The sequence below is a fragment of the Pantoea sp. EKM101V genome, from assembly GCF_011800325.1.
GTDB classification, from domain to species: domain Bacteria; phylum Pseudomonadota; class Gammaproteobacteria; order Enterobacterales; family Enterobacteriaceae; genus Pantoea; species Pantoea anthophila.
In genome coordinates this window covers 141,680-156,710 of sequence record NZ_JAALFP010000010.1, presented here as the reverse complement: position 1 = coordinate 156,710, position 15,031 = coordinate 141,680, and the positions used below count along the sequence as shown (strand labels likewise).

The following is a 15,031-nucleotide window of genomic DNA, read 5'->3' as shown; positions in this document are numbered from 1 at the left end:
ACTGGAAGCGAACATGGGAAAATGTGGACTGGGCAGGAGTCCACGCGGGCAAATAGTGACGCCCTTTATTAAGTGATGAAGTCGAAATAAAACATGCAAAGCCATGCAATTAATTGCAGGTAAAAGTGATTCCCCTCACATATTTTCGCGGTGAGGGCCGGTGAAAATAAAATACCGGCTGAACAGACTATACCGCTGTTACGGGAAAGGCATGACTGTTTGTGACCGTTTATGTGGGTTTGACCGTTTAAGCTTACGCTTTAACGTTTTCATGAAGGGAAGTGATCCATCTGACAGCAGGCGGGGAGGGTGAGAGTCGTACTGCGATTGCGGGCATGGTGAGGGATGGAGCTTATTTATTGGCCGGGACCTCGGGTCCCGGCTGTACACTCTATGTTCTGCGTCGCCAGCGGCAGACTTACCGGCGCATAAACCGTGCCCGCCACGGCTTGAGAACCCATAACGCCAGCCCGGCAGTAATAAAGTCGAAGGTAATCGCGCAGCCAAAGACCAGGTGCCAGTTATGGGTGTGCTGATACATCAGCGCCGCCAGCGGGCCGCCAAAGATCGAGCCTATACCCTGAGAGATATAGAGCCAGCCATAGTTGGCTGAGGCATTTTCACTGCCGAAGGTGTCGGTGAGTGTGGAGGGAAAAAGCGAGAAGATTTCACCCCAGCCAAAGAAGACGACGCCTGAGAGCAGAACGAACAGCAACGGATCTTCACGGCACGCCAGCCACAGCGTCATCGCCACGCCCTCCAGTGCGAAGGCAATAAACATGGTGTTTTCACGCCCATAGCGGTCGGAGATAAAACCAAACAGCGGTCGCGTTAAACCGTTGGTGAAACGATCGATGGTCAGCGCCAGAGGCAGCGCGGCCATACCGAAAATGACCGCCTTGCTGATGCCGAAGTCTTCGGCAAAAATCGCCATCTGCGACGTCACCATCAGACCCGAGGTCGACATCATCGTCATCATCACAAACATCAGCCAGAACAGCGGCTGACGCAGCATTTCCCCGGATTTAAACTGGCGCTGGCTCACCACGGGTGCGGATGATGTGCTGACCGGCGTCATCATGCTGGTTCCGGGCAGCCTTAAGTTCTGACTGGCGAGAAGACCTACCGCAGCGAAGAGCAGGCCAAAAACCGTCATTGTCTGTTCTAGACCGTAGCTGTTGAGAGAGATGGAAATGGGGAAGGTGGTAAAAATCGCGCCCATGCCGTAGCCCGCCGCCACGGTTCCGGCGGCAAAACCGCGCTGCTGTGGAAACCATTTCATCACCAGCCCCACGACGCCTATATAAACAATTCCCGTGCCCAGTCCGCCGAGGCAGCCATAAACCAGATAAAGTGCGGCCAGGCTATCGACCCGGGCGGCAAAGACCCAACTGAAGCCAGCCATCACTGTACCTATCGAAATCAGCAGACGCGGGCCAAAACGCTCCACCAGCCGACCCTGAAAGGGTGAGAAAAAGGTCTGCAGAATAATCAGCACTGAGAACGTTACCTGCAGTTCCGCCAGCCCGACGCCAAGTCTGGCCATCATCGGTTTGGTCAGCAGCGTCCAGACGTACTGCGGGCTGGAAATGGCTGCCATGCAGATTAAGCCAAGCAGAAGCTGTACCCACTTGCTGTGTTTCGCTATTACCACTGGTTCGCTAATTGAGGTCATGGCTCTCTCCGGAAGTACGTTCTGTTATGCAGCCAGATTCCGCCCGCTCTGTATGCCACTCTTATGGCGTGGCAGATATCCGGACGGTTAACGGCTGATGCCAAATCTTTAAGATCATCATCCCTGTGGAACGACGTGACTGGAGAAGTTTGCAGGAAGTGTGCCAATCCAAAAACTCTTCAAAATCAGGAGTTAAAAGGAAGGGCAAAGTGATAAGTGTGATGCAGTGCAAAATATGAGTGCGCTGAGTTGGTGCGCAGGAAAGGGATGAGCGTGGGCAGTGACTGATTTAAAGAGGGTGTGCTGAAGAGGTTACAGGAAGAATGAAGGAGACGAAAAGCCGGCAGGGTGGCGGGATTTCAGGGGGGAGAGGGGCAGCTGGCAGAGTCTGGATAACTATCGCAAACTATTATTTTCGTCTGATTCAGTTTTCTTACTTGTACCAATTATTTTTTCATCAGGAAATGTACCCCTGAAAGCCTCATTTCTCTGACGAAATCTGACGCACAGTCATCAGGAATCCATGAGCGGTGGTTTCCCAAAGTTCAGGCGAAAAATCAAACTCGTATCGTTTCCTGAACTCCTCTTCGACACCATCACCATAAGTGCAGATAAAATCATCAACTTCTTCGACGAGATCTTTGAGCATCCAGTCTGGCGCTGACCTTTTGAATAGTCGAATGATGCCCTCAATCGTATCCTCGCCATCATTGATGATGTCGGCGTCCTGGTTGAAATAACCGAAAATAAGCTGGTCAAGAAAGTAGAAGTTTTGCATTTTGTACCTATAGATCCGGGAAAGCGGTGAGAATGTAATAAGGTTTGCCGTTATATTACTGAAACTCAATAACAATTCTCACATTTGTCATGACGATCCGCTGGTTATTCCCGCGCCTGAAACCGTAGCCAATCGCTTTACCAGATGCATAACGAATAGTAAGCCTTGCTCCCTGCCTGCCTCCGCCAAGAACAGATTTTATAACGCCCCGATTAGCAAAGAGCGCTCTCGATATGGCTTCTTCTGCAACATGCACATTGCTAAAGGTGGTGGAATACTGCAAACGTTTATTCGCTTCAAAGCGGGCTAATAGCTCTGTATCGCTTTTGCCAACATGTGTGGAAAGCGTGTGTCCGCCGGGTTTAAAACCCGTCATTGACTCATGCTCACAGAGTTTAATGCGGCCAGCCCTTACTGCTGCTACCCGGCTTGCGCCGATGCCAAGTGCAAATCCTATTGGAACAGCAATATCGACAGTCAGCCCGATTTTCATCGCCGTATCGTCATCTGCTCCAAAGGATTTTGCAATCGCTGATGCTGCCTCGTAAGTTGCCGTGCGGGTGTCTCTACCCACAATGAGCTGGTTTGCAGCAGCGTGAATGCTATCAAGACTATGTGCGCCAACAACTACACATCCTGCTTTTGTTAAGCCAGTAGGTTCAGGTGCGATGCAAAGAGCGGTGGCACCAGCCAGCTCAAGTGAACCCATGACAAGTCCAAGCCCTCCGATAAGGCGGTTACTCATCGTTTCCGCTTCTGTCACTGTTTTGTCAGAGAGCGCGGCAGCAAGCTGAACAGGGGACATCGCGATCTTTATGCCATCATCCATAATGCAACCTCATGTGTTTAGAAGATAAACAGGGCCATTCTAAACTTTTTTCTGACATGACCAATCATTTCAGAGCCAGAAATGATCATAGTTAAAAGGATTTGCACTGATCATTTTAGATTTAAGTATTCTAAATCATTCTGTTAGGTGTTGAAGGTATAAGGGCTGCGTGTATATCGGTGTACATATGGAGTAATCACTTCTGGCTGGAACTTAAAAAAAGCGGCCTGAACCGGTTCGGTTGCTGCGGGGGGGTAATGACTGCATGCGGGTAGTCAGTCGGACCCTCTGTTTTCATTCAGAAGCAGGGGGGTGAAGTCCACGTTGCTTACGTTGAACAGCTACTGCTCGCGGCGGTGTGAGGTGAACGTGCCGGTGTCACCACTACAAAAGCTAAATCAGTCAGCATCAGGAATGGATAATCGTCGCGATTATTGACTGGGTGTCAGTAGGCCGCAGACAAAAAAAAGCCCTTAGGGCTTACGCCGTGCGGGCTCTTAGGGCTTCAACGGATGACTTTGATAATCACCGATGGAGAATTTTAGTGGCTGGCGGAGTCTGAACAAAACTCGCAAGCTCATGTATTTAGGTGTTTTTATCTAATTCAACTTTGTGTTGTGTACCTAAACGTGTACCAATTATTAGATCTCATACCCAGGAACGTCATAGCAATGATAACGAATGCACGGCACTAAATCCAAAATAAAATGATTTTAGAGAAAAGTGTTCACACTGTTCACTTTTGTTTTTTTATTTATTAAAATCATTGGGTTAGGTGGTGAATGGTTTAATGCGGGATGTAAACTAGTGTGCACTGGGGGTAATCACCTTGGCAAAGATGATCAAAAGCTACTCAAGCTACTATTAGTAATGTCAAGTTACTAGGCGCTACTATCTAAATGATCCGCTTTGCGCTTAAGCATAATTTACCTAAATCCATTGATTAACAACTTGATGCTGACCAGTCAATCTAATCTGTCTCAGGACTAGCAATCGAGAGGATGATGCTCAATCAATTCATAAGTAACAGATTGACTTCAATCTGATAAAACTGACATAATTCAGAAGGATGGGGCAGGTACTTCCTCTTACTTATGTAAGGGCGGCTCTGATAATCAACAGCGACCTTTGCTGTTTAAGCTTTTAGCTTGATCCTGCTTAGCAGGGTGTTCAACGATTCCAATCTCTCCTGCCCCTCCAAATCCCCAAAAAATCAAATGGAGTTTTTTATGCGGGACAATATCTGGTTTACATATAAAGCACGCATTAATGCACACCATCGTTTAGAGTGGCTAGAGAAACATTCTCAGTTCATTCTCGTCTGGTATGCCATATTAAGCGCAGTACTTTCCATCATATCCATACGCTTCCCAAAAGTCTTGGGGGGTAATACTGATATTATTGCGTCAATACTTTCTGTGGCTTTGCTAGGTATCTCTCTCGTAGTTTCAAACCTCGATTTTCGCGGAAGAGCGATTTCCATGAGAAGGAACTATCTGGCGTTACAACGATTGTATGCTAACACTTCTGATAGCGTTCCTTTAACACCCGCACAATTAGATAAATACCATGAATTACTCGATGAGGTTGAGAACCATCTTGATATTGATGATAAGGCAGCCCGCGTAGGCCAAACAGGATTGAGATCAAGGTTCCCTACCGATGATGAAAAGCAGAGTGTTAAGCGCTGGAAAGCGAAGCGATTTATATTCACTTACTCCTTCTATTTACTCCCTCTCTTGATGCTTTGGATAAATTATGACTGCTAGCCGAAAATTCAGAAAGTCTTTTTCGGAACGAAACCTCCTGAGGATTTATAAGGAAAAGATAAAAGAATCTGGAGCTATTGGGATTGACCGAGTACGCCCCGCCAAATTAGAACCTATAATTAAAAGTGAAGTTAAATTCATCTCTGAAAAAGTTCTATCTGGTAGTTATAAGTTCACCGCATATAAAGAGAAACTAATTTCAAAGGGAGCCAACTCAAACCCGAGGCAGATTTCGATACCTACTGCTAGAGACAGGATTACGCTCCGAGCTCTCTGCGAATGCCTTACGGAAATTTACCCCGAATCAAGGTTAAGGCTCCCACACGCTGTCATTAATTCACTAAAGGCTTCACTTGAAAGCGGTCTTTATACAGAATATGCCAAGATAGATCTCAGAGCTTTCTATCCTTCAATTGAGCATAAGTTAATAATTGATGTGGTAAAAAATAAAATTCGTAAGAATGAGATTAGAAAATTAATAATGTCCTCGTTGGAGGTTCCTACAGTAAGCGAATTTAAAGGGAGCAAAGGGGTCTCGTCAAATTGCATAGGAGTACCTCAGGGGTTAGCAATTTCAAACATATTAGCCGAAATTTCTTTGTCTATTTTCGACAAGGATATGAATGCGACGCTAGACATATGGTTCATGCGTTACGTTGATGATATTTTAATATTAACTCCTGATGGACAGGCTGAATCAATAGCATCTAATGTTATTGAAAAACTCCAACATCTGAATTTAAATCCTCACCCATTAAATGACGAAAACTCAAAATCTAAAACTGGCTCTCTTAATGAATCCTTTGACTTTCTTGGCTATCACATAAGCCAAGGGAAATTGCTAATTAAACATGAAAGCATTCTCAAATTTGAAGCATCACTGGCAAAAATATTCACCGGTTACAAACATGCATTAATGCAGGCCAAGAGTAAGGCGGATAAAGAGCGTGCGATATCTTACTGCCAGTGGAAACTCAACCTTAGAATAACAGGATGTGTATTCAAAGGGAAACGCCTGGGATGGGTATCATATTTCTCACAAATAACAGAAACATCTCAACTTCGTTCCGTTAACCATACCGTGAGTCATCTCATTCGTCGGTTCGGGCTCTCATCCGATATAAAACAAAAATCCTTAATAAAAACATTCTATGAACTTCGCCGAGGAGCCGCCGATACATTCAAATACATACCTAACTTTGATAACCTAGATATAGCTCAGAAGAGGGAACTAGTGTCAATGTGGATAGGCAAAGCCAAAGCAAAAAAAATGAGCGACAGTGAAATCGAAAGGCGATTTAACTATATAATTGCAAAGTCTGCTAAGGAACTTGAAGAAGACATCTCAGGAATATCATAAAGCTATGAACGTATCTGGCACCAAAGCTGAATTTGATTAGAAGAATATGTAGCTAGCTCTGAATAGTGGTCGCATTCTGAGCGTGTCACTGACCCGGTTTCCATTACAACAAGATTTGAATTTTTCTCCTTACATTTCCGCGTATATGATAATAATTATCAATACTCTTTCAAGCTATAAACCTCATCTTTATGTTGTTATAGCAGCTCTGACCCCTATAAGGAGGAGCTTGAGATAGCTCTTGGCCGAAAGTTCTGACGAAAATCTATAAGCGGAAAGTATTTGAAAATCTAGTTTGAACGTTTTAGTACTAATGAATTGGTTAGCTTTGGTGTAACATTATAAAACGGCATTATGGCGATACAAAATATGCCATATCTCTTTCTAGGCGGGTTATGATTTCTTGAGGATTTTTAATGATCATCAGTAATAAAACGAGTGAAAAACTTCGTGACTTGATAAACGAAGTGACTGAGTATCGTTCCGGCCCTAATTTAGTAAAGTTTTTTAATGCATTAGGCTTCAATCATTCATATGGACAAGGCTTCCCCTCTCGTTGGAAGTATACAGATGATTGTTTGGAAACAATCAATGGAACACCACGGCTTGATAAATGTATAAAAGAAGTTTTCAATCCTATCAATTTCATTAGTCGCCTTGATGAACTGGATGGATATATTTTTGATTTTAACCAGTACTTAGCTTTCGATAAATGGCAAGTAGTTAGAAACGAAGCTGAAATAAACTTCAAGAAGCTTCACAGAGTGGAATTAAATGAGAATCCGGTGAAATCCAGCAGTCTTTCTGAATCTGACTTTTTAAGTCGTGAGTTTAGTGGTTTTACAATCTCTGATTTAGGATTAGACATTAATGTAACAGAAGTTCTGAACAAGCGGATCGATGAAATTGAAAAAACATATACTTCGGCAGCCTACCTCTCTACGATACTAATCGCTGGTAGTACTTTAGAAGGGGTTTTTCTTGGGTTAGCTTCAAGTTATCCACGAGCATTTAATACAGTGAAATCTTCACCTAAGAATCGTGATGGTAAAGTTCAGCCTTTTCATGACTGGACTCTCGCAGCTTTTATTGATGTCGCTAAAGATTTAGAAATTATCCAGCTTGACACTTATAAGTTCTCACATACTTTAAGGGACTTTCGTAATTATATTCATCCTTATCAGCAAATGTCATCAGGCTTCACACCAAGAGAACATACAGCTAAAATTTGTTTACAGGTACTTAAGGCTACAATCACAGAAATAAAATTAAATTTAAAAAAAATACATAGTTGACTCAATTAGCAAGATCTTTAGCAGCTTCAGACAAACGGCTTCGATCTTAGCGAACCTTAGGAGGCATTGATAATTGCATAAAATATAAAAAACCGGCCTAAGCCGGTTTACGTAGGGTAGTAATTAGGAGCTGCATGCTGGCAGCCAATCAGCCTCGCTATCCTCATGTAGCGTGAGGTTAGTCTGTATGCCGTTATTAGTCCTGCGTTTTAACAGGATTCGCTCATACTCTTTCAGCGTCTGCGGCACGGCCTGGCCGAAAGCCGTCAGGCTGAGCGGGTGCTGATGGCCGCGTGACTCCATAAATGACAGGTAGGCATGATAGAGATAGCGCTTCGGATTCAGCGGGCGAATATTGGCGTTACCAATAAACAGCCCGTTTGGCGTGCTCAGCGGCATCAGGTATCCACAAAAATCAACCAGCGGATCGGCCTGTCGTTTGATATCCAGCGCTTCACCGGAAGTCTGCTGCGCCTGTAACAACTCGCGCGCTTCGTTTGGTGATGAGAAACGCTGCATCAGGTGACGAACAATCACGGCCAGCTCGGTGCTGATTTTGTCCAGCAATTGCGGATCACGCTCTTTTGCCGGTATGACTTCGGGGAACGTCAGGATAACCCGGCGGCGTGACACGCCGCCGCTGCGGTCGCTAAAGCGCATCGGATTGTTGTTCACCGCCAGAATGACCGCCGGGATATGCGTTGAATAGGCGTCACGGTATTTCGGATCGATTGCCACCGCATCGCCACCGGTTATCGCCTTGATGCCCGCGCCGTCGCCGCTCCACTTCTCCTGATCGGGCAAAATAATCAGCGAGAAGCCCACCACGCTGGCGCGCTCGCGGGAGGATTCCAGCGTGTCGATGGTGGCGGACGTGGTGTTGTCTTTTCCGGCCAGCAGAGTGGCTATCGAGGCCATCACACTTTTACCGCTGCCGCCGGGGCCGGTCACCTCAAGAAACATCTGCCAGTCATAGCGGTTTGCCAGCACCATAAATAACGCCGCGAGGATGCGCTCCTGCTTGTCGTGATTGTGTCCGGCGGCCCGCGTTAACCAGCGCCAGAATGCCGGGGCGTGGTCGGCAAGGTTTTCACCCGGACGCGGGGCGGTGTAGTCCACGCTGTTGACGGTGCGCAGCCAGTGCTCGCGGCGGTGCGGGCTGAAGGTGCCTGTTGTGGAGTCATACACGCCATTACGGAAACCAATCAGGCGACGGGACGGTTCACCCATCTGCGGCACCATCAACTTGAGCGTGTCCAGCACGCTGCCGATACCGGCGGCCGAGAACGGCGCGCGCACCTTCTGAAACAGCGCGGCGATTTCCCGGCGCAGCGTCTTCGCCTCCATCACCTGCCATGCGCCGTTTTCATAGCGGCAGATTTCCTCCCCGACCGGCGGCACGGCCAGCGCCTGCCCGTAGTGGGCGACCAGCAACTCGGCTTTCTGGCTGGCGCTCATGGCCTTCAGGTCAGCCTCGCTGACGGATTCAAACGGGCTGAGTGGCTGCTGCTGCGTGAAGGCGGTGAGCTGCGCCTGCGTGGCGATATCGCCCTGCACCTGCCACACGTCGTTCCAGTCACCCAACACCGGCGGCAGTGCGGCTTTACCGCCACAGGCTTTCGCCGCTTCCTCTGCCTTTAACTGGCCGGTGCCGTTATCGTCACGGTCGGCGGCAATCAGCATCATCGCATCAGGATGCGACTCACGCAGCCGTTTCGCCAGCGCGGGCAGGTTGTTGGCGCTCAGCGCCACGTAAACCGCCTGGCCGGTCAGCCGGTGCACGGTCAAGCCGGTGGCGTACCCTTCGGTGAGCCACAGCGTTTTGCCGTCCGGCTCGCCTGCGAGCCAGTACGTGCCTTTCACCTGTCCGCCGGGCAGGATGCGCTTGTCGCCTGCGGCGCTGATGAGCTGCACGTTAACCGCCGTGCCGTCTTCACCGGTCAGCGGGATGAGCACGTCCCCGGGGGCAAAGCGGATGCCACCACAGCGCAGCGCATCAGCAAGTGTGAGCGCCTGCGTGCCGTGCAGCCCTTTCGATGAAAGGTAGGCGTTGTCCGTGCGGCTGACAGCGGCGGCGATAAGTGCCCGCGCCCGTGTGGCGGCGTCTGCCTGCGCGCGACTTTTGTCTGCGGCTTCATCATGCATAACCGGGGCTGAGTCCGGCAGCGTGCCGAGCATTCCGGCCACCTTCATGGCGGCCTCTTTAGCGCTGATACTGAGCGCCTTTTCCACCAGGTTAAGGCCGTCACCGGCCCCGCACTGGTTGCACAGCCACGTTCCGCGCCCGTCCTGATTGTCGAAGCGGAAGCGGTCTTTGCCGCCGCACACCGGGCAGGCACCGTGCCGCCCTCCAGCGTGCACGCCGATGCCCAGGGCGGGCAGAAGCTGCGGCCAGAATCCGGTGGCCGCCTTTACGGTGTCAGAGACGATATGTTTCATATGTGCTTCCTCCCTCAGTGCAGCGTGATGCGGCTGGCGGCCGCAAGCTGGCTGCGGAAAAGTTCATCCATCATGGTGACGCCGAGCTGCGTCAGGCGCGGCGGCGCGGTCAGCAGGTCCGGCTCAACCATATCGCCCAGCATGGTGCAGGCCATTTCCATGCCCGCATCGGGGCCGTGGCGGCGCACATAGAAGCTCTCCAGCTCAAGGGCAATCGTCATCTGCAACTCATCGAGCGTGGCTGAAACGGTGATGCCGAGGTTTTTGCAGGCATCCAGATAGCCCTGCGCCAGCGCGCGGCGGTAAACGGCGGTGCGTACCTCAACGGGCAGGCAGGAGTGATTAACGGTCATCATGGCGGGCCTCCGTGGCTAACATGCGGGATTCACAGGTTTCAACGACTTTACCGAGCTGGTCGGTGAGCAGGGCGACGACCGAGGCCAGCGCCGCGCCGTCAGGCACGCAGCCGCGTGCGCTCATGCCGTTCACCGAGTCGAACATATCAAGCACGGTCACGCCGACCGCGTGCGCGTGGAGCAGGCGCAGGTAGTCAGCGTGGGGAATAGGGTAGGTCTCACTGTTATTCAGGCGCTTTGTGAGCGTGTTCATGCGGCCACCGCTTTAACCGGCAGGCGACCGGCAAAGGAAAGTACGTAATCGCGGGCGAGGCGGGCGCGGGCGCTGCGCTCATCGCATGCTATAGTGCGCAGCATGCAAGGACGGGCGGCGGCATCAGTGCGTCGCACGGCGGCAAAAATAAAGGTGAATTCGGAATGAGACGTGCAGAGGATCACTGCCATGATGAATAACTCCTTTGTTAGCTGAAAAGAGCTACCACAGAAGTTCTCACGCTTGGGTGGTAGCCCGGACGGGGGTGAGAAACCGGCAACAAAGGAAACCGGCCAGCCCGAAGGCTGCCCCGCCCGGGCCACCATTACGCAGACGGCGCAACGGCGAAAGAACCGTTGCCCGGATAATGGGTGCACTGAGGCGATGACACAAAAAAACACGCTTGGCGCGTGTTGTGTCGCCTTTGTTTTGCTCGGGTTCTCACGCCCGGCTGCCGATTTTGCGGCAGCACGAAAACTGTATAACGGCCGCTCGCCAGAGAAAAGCCTTTTTTCACACATCGGGGCTATTTCCTCAGCAACCGGTCAGGACGTGATCGGATTGCGGCGGATTTGATCGGAATTTCCCGCTCTCTTTCTTCACCCGCTGCCTGGCAGGCTTAGTTTTTTTACTCAGCACGGAGATATGGCCGTGCATCCCGCCGGTAAAGATGGGTGCCGGAGCCGGTTTGCCGCTGACGACTGCCGTCGGGCTTGCTGCAAAAAAGGCGGCTTCTTCGCGGGTGAGCGGACAGTTTTTCGTGCCGATATTCAGCCTAATCATGCTGTACCTCCGGCGCGCTGTGCGATGCGGGCCTGCATCCAGCCGTCAATTTCTGACGCCAGCCAGGCGACGTTTTTACCGCCAAGTGAAATCTGTGAGGGAAACTGCTCCCGGCTGATTAAATCGTAAATGGTCGAGCGTGACAGGCCGCAGGTGCTGATGACTTCCGGCAGGCGCATAAAGCGGTCGCGCGGGAAAAAAGCGTCGCGGATTGCAGGAATGGCGGGGGCCGGTACGGATGAAACTGTGTGCATTGTGTTACCTCATTATGAGTCCGGCCGGTGCTGTCCGGTTCCGGTGGCGTCTTCAGGTAACCCCCTATTCTGAGAATATTTTTCGGTAAGTAAACAAGTGTCCGGCTTGCTGAGATAAGCACGGATGAGTGTTTTTTAACCATCATTTGCCATTAAATTGCAATGAACTGCAAACATTTGCCATTTGCAAGTTTCAGGCAATTAAAAGACTGTTATTGATAGGATTAAACGCTGAAAAAATGCTCGCCAGAAAAAAGCTGTTATATGAGGTTGCGTGAACACCGGTGAATACTCAGTGAATACTTAATTTTGAAGTATTCACTATCTTATTTACTGTATTTATTATCTTTTTTAGCTCAGTGAACACCAGTGAACAGTTATATAAGAAATATAATCAGTTAAGGGACCATCCCGCACCGGTTGTGCCCTTGTCTGCTCATCGGCAGGCGGAAAGCAATGAAATGCGCTGTCCTGTGGTACACGACAGAATGGCCTCATCCTTTACAGACGATGAGAGACCACCATGACCACCCCGGAACAGAAACCTGCATCACTGGAACGCTTTGAGAAAGCCCGCGCTGAGCATACCGAAAGGATGAAAGCCTATAACGGCATCTGCGCCGATATCGTCCGCTGTGAAAGAGAGCAGCAGGCGGCCATCGAGGCAGGGAAAGAAGCCGAGAGCAACTGGCGCACGCGCTTTCGCAACCTGCGAGGCAATCTCACTGACGAGCTGCGCGCCGAACACTCTCAGCGCATCGCCAGCCGGGAACTGGCCGATGAGTTCGGCGGGCTGCTGAAAGAGCTGGCGCTGGATAAGCAGGAGGCGATGCTGAAATGCTGCGGCAGTGGGAAAGAGTACGTTGAATCACACCGCGAGGCATTTACCGGGTTCGCGGATGCACACTGGCAGTCAGCCCTGCGTAACGTGAGCCCGTCGCTGCTGTGGGCCATTAAGCTGCGTATCCGCCGTGAAGAACTTTCCCCGACGTTTGCCGGAGACGACCGTGATGCGATTCAGGACGTGGCTTATCTGGTTGGTGAAGCACTGACGCGGGAAGCGGCGGCCCTGCCGGACAGTGTAATGGAAGAGGCACCGCTACTGGAGAATATTGGTCTGTATCGCCCGCCGCTGACGGGTATTGATATGGAGCTTTACCGCCATCCTATGCGCCGCCAGAAGCTGGCTGAATCAATCCGGGCGCAGCGTGCAAAACTTCAGGAGGGCAGCCAGAAATGATGCACTGCCCTTACTGCAAAAGCGCGGCGCACACCAAATCGAGCCGCTATATGTCAGAGCAGGTAAAAGAGCGTTATCACCAGTGCACTAACCTTGACTGCTCATGTACTTTCAAGACGAATGAGAGCATCACAAAGGTGATCACCGCACCGCCACAGCCGGAAAACGTACCGGAAATACCACCGGAACCGGCAAGAGAACGTCAGACGCTGGGCCGTTACGGTTCTGCATTCCGCTAGGTTCATTAACCCCGCACAGCCGCTGCCTGACCAGCGGCTTTTTTGTGTCTGTCCTTTGTCTTTCTGAAGCCCTTTTTCTGGCCAGCCGCTTTGTAAAGAGCCGTGCATGCATAGCGTGCATGAATCTGCATGCAAAATCATGCACCGCTTTCCCCCGTTCAGGCCATACCGGGCGCGGCCCGGCCCGCATCATGCACCCGCATGAAAAGCGATGCATAAAGCGGGCAGGCGTGGCGGGGATAGCATTGCGCGCTGAGGGCAGCCAAAGCAAAGTTTCATTCATGCAGCATGGTTTCCTTCAAGAATGCTCCATGCTTGATATAAAATACGAGTGAAATGTACTCTGTTTCAGTGTGTTAGTTTTTTATTGCATGGTTTCCAACTCTATTTTTCATGTTTTGATAAAAACTCATTTGCAAATTATAAAGTGATGGGTATAAATTAATGCATAAGAGTTTTTTTGAATACGTTACTAATGAATTAAATTTCTTTTCTTTATGATCATTTGTAAGGAGTGTCATGTTTCTGCCAAATAAGCATATAAATTTTTATCTTGAGTCGGAAAATATTGGTTTTTGGATAGATTATTCATATGAGGATAAATCGGTAGGTATCATTGTTAAGGTTCCATTCACCGCCATTAAAGGGATTCTGCTAAACGCTAAAGTTGAGTTTCATCTTGCTATAGTTTCAGCAAACTCGAGGCATTTATGCATAGGTATGACCATCTATGATATTGAAGAAAATCCGGCAGTATATGTAACTACCATTCGGGATAAACGCGAAGTTAAGGGGTTGCATAAGTTGTTATATGGTTCCTATGATAATATAACTCTAACTTTTTATAATGAGTTTACCCATCCTGTGGTATGGGCAGATGTTAAGTTTGAAGATGGTTTTTTAGAAGAATCTAAAAGGCTGGTGAATGTAGGGTATACCACAACAAAATCATTCAAAAATAGCTACGAGGCGTCTGATTCATTTTATAAGAAAATTATTCCAGATTTTGTTTGTAATAACGAATACGATACACAAATTAACAGCTCCTATCTAAAGTTGGAAAATATAAAATCTATTTTATCGTCTGTAGTCGTTCCTGGTCTCTCTGATTTGTCGTATGATTTATCTGAAGGGGAAAATGGAAGTGAAGGATATGTGCAAGAAGAGATGATTGCCCATGCCTTATCATATTTGTTCGGAGATGAAGTTTTGAAGTCACCAAATATTAAACAGGGTGATAAAATTAGAGAATTAATCGATGTAGCTGTTATAGATAGTTCTAGTGTACTTCTAATAGAGTCAAAAGCAAGTGCTATTATAGAAAAGGGAAAGTTGGTGTCATTACCTAGAAGAAATAGCAATACTTACGGGCTTATTAAAAAAGCAATAAGTCAGGTTGAAGGGGTTGCAAAGCTTTGTAAGAATGGGGTGGCTTTTTTTACTGATGGGAAGAATGGAGAAATCACACCATCTCAAAATATTCATATTATTATAGTGGTTTCAGAAATGATTTACGATGATCCTGATAGTCAATTTAATCATTCAACAAATTCAATATATGATAATAATGGCTGTAAAGTACAACTAATGGATTTAGGTATGCTTATAAATTTCATTAAATTATCAAGAATGAATAAAGTCCGTTTTTGGAAAAAATTGGACGAAAGATTTGAGTTATCTTATAAAAACCTAACTTACAACATAAAGGATGTTGATTCATCACTCCCGGTTTGGTAACGCCATATATTAAGTAGAGAGATA

At 48.5% G+C, this 15,031-nt stretch carries 15 protein-coding genes; 6 read left to right on the top strand and 9 right to left on the bottom strand.

Going from position 1 to position 15,031, the window contains the following annotated elements; genetic code table 11:
• Window positions 1–418: 418 nt before the first annotated feature.
• From oxlT to HFD92_RS16340, 3 genes are all read right to left on the bottom strand, one after another.
• Window positions 419–1,675 carry an oxalate/formate MFS antiporter gene (gene oxlT / locus HFD92_RS16350; protein WP_167429267.1) on the bottom strand — a complete coding sequence of 419 codons (1,257 nt, stop codon included), beginning with the start codon at window positions 1,673–1,675 and terminating at the stop codon, window positions 419–421.
• A gap of 481 nt (window positions 1,676–2,156) precedes the next feature.
• Window positions 2,157–2,453, bottom strand: coding sequence for a contact-dependent growth inhibition system immunity protein (locus HFD92_RS16345; protein ID WP_167429266.1), 297 nt, complete (start codon window positions 2,451–2,453; stop codon window positions 2,157–2,159).
• Between the two features lie 55 nt (window positions 2,454–2,508).
• On the bottom strand, window positions 2,509–3,282 hold the full coding sequence (locus HFD92_RS16340; protein ID WP_167429265.1) for an RNase A-like domain-containing protein: 774 nt from the start codon (window positions 3,280–3,282) through the stop codon (window positions 2,509–2,511).
• Window positions 3,283–4,511: 1,229 nt separating this feature from the next.
• On the opposite strand from HFD92_RS16340, the gene HFD92_RS16335 reads away from it, so the two are divergent.
• From HFD92_RS16335 to HFD92_RS16325, 3 genes are all read left to right on the top strand, one after another.
• Window positions 4,512–5,051: an SLATT domain-containing protein gene (locus HFD92_RS16335; protein WP_163657848.1), complete on the top strand. Its 540-nt coding sequence runs from the start codon at window positions 4,512–4,514 to the stop codon at window positions 5,049–5,051.
• Window positions 5,041–6,411, top strand: coding sequence for a reverse transcriptase domain-containing protein (locus HFD92_RS16330; protein ID WP_167429264.1), 1,371 nt, complete (start codon window positions 5,041–5,043; stop codon window positions 6,409–6,411). The genes HFD92_RS16335 and HFD92_RS16330 overlap by 11 nt, the downstream gene beginning before the upstream one ends.
• 416 nt (window positions 6,412–6,827) lie before the next feature.
• Window positions 6,828–7,706: a hypothetical protein gene (locus tag HFD92_RS16325; RefSeq protein ID WP_163657846.1), complete on the top strand. Its 879-nt coding sequence runs from the start codon at window positions 6,828–6,830 to the stop codon at window positions 7,704–7,706.
• Window positions 7,707–7,829: 123 nt separating this feature from the next.
• On the opposite strand, the gene HFD92_RS16320 is transcribed toward HFD92_RS16325, so the two are convergent.
• From HFD92_RS16320 to HFD92_RS16295, 6 genes are read right to left on the bottom strand one after another with little or no spacing between them, the layout of a single operon-like run.
• Window positions 7,830–10,145: a primase-helicase zinc-binding domain-containing protein gene (locus HFD92_RS16320; RefSeq protein WP_167429263.1), complete on the bottom strand. Its 2,316-nt coding sequence runs from the start codon at window positions 10,143–10,145 to the stop codon at window positions 7,830–7,832.
• A 14-nt stretch (window positions 10,146–10,159) separates the two neighbouring features.
• Complete coding sequence (locus tag HFD92_RS16315) at window positions 10,160–10,501, bottom strand: DUF5375 family protein (RefSeq protein WP_167429262.1); 342 nt, start codon at window positions 10,499–10,501, stop codon at window positions 10,160–10,162.
• Window positions 10,488–10,754 (bottom strand): hypothetical protein, encoded by a 267-nt coding sequence (locus tag HFD92_RS16310; protein WP_058781704.1) that lies wholly within the window; start codon window positions 10,752–10,754, stop codon window positions 10,488–10,490. Before HFD92_RS16310 ends, HFD92_RS16315 begins: the two co-directional genes overlap by 14 nt.
• Window positions 10,751–11,275 (bottom strand): host cell division inhibitor Icd-like protein, encoded by a 525-nt coding sequence (locus tag HFD92_RS16305; RefSeq protein ID WP_167429261.1) that lies wholly within the window; start codon window positions 11,273–11,275, stop codon window positions 10,751–10,753. Before HFD92_RS16305 ends, HFD92_RS16310 begins: the two co-directional genes overlap by 4 nt.
• A gap of 13 nt (window positions 11,276–11,288) precedes the next feature.
• The gene (locus tag HFD92_RS16300) at window positions 11,289–11,537 is read right to left on the bottom strand and encodes a hypothetical protein (protein ID WP_167429260.1); all 249 of its coding nucleotides are present in this window, start codon (window positions 11,535–11,537) and stop codon (window positions 11,289–11,291) included.
• Window positions 11,534–11,791 (bottom strand): AlpA family transcriptional regulator, encoded by a 258-nt coding sequence (locus HFD92_RS16295; RefSeq protein WP_058781707.1) that lies wholly within the window; start codon window positions 11,789–11,791, stop codon window positions 11,534–11,536. The genes HFD92_RS16300 and HFD92_RS16295 overlap by 4 nt, the downstream gene beginning before the upstream one ends.
• Before the next feature lie 523 nt (window positions 11,792–12,314).
• Between HFD92_RS16295 and HFD92_RS16290 the strand changes: the two genes are divergently transcribed.
• From HFD92_RS16290 to HFD92_RS16280, 3 genes are all read left to right on the top strand, one after another.
• A complete protein-coding gene (locus HFD92_RS16290) occupies window positions 12,315–13,031 on the top strand; it encodes a hypothetical protein (RefSeq protein ID WP_167429259.1) in 717 nt (238 codons plus the stop codon).
• On the top strand, window positions 13,028–13,270 hold the full coding sequence (locus HFD92_RS16285) for an ogr/Delta-like zinc finger family protein (RefSeq protein ID WP_167429258.1): 243 nt from the start codon (window positions 13,028–13,030) through the stop codon (window positions 13,268–13,270). Before HFD92_RS16290 ends, HFD92_RS16285 begins: the two co-directional genes overlap by 4 nt.
• Window positions 13,271–13,789: 519 nt before the next feature.
• A complete protein-coding gene (locus HFD92_RS16280) occupies window positions 13,790–15,007 on the top strand; it encodes a hypothetical protein (protein WP_167429257.1) in 1,218 nt (405 codons plus the stop codon).
• Window positions 15,008–15,031: the final 24 nt, after the last annotated feature.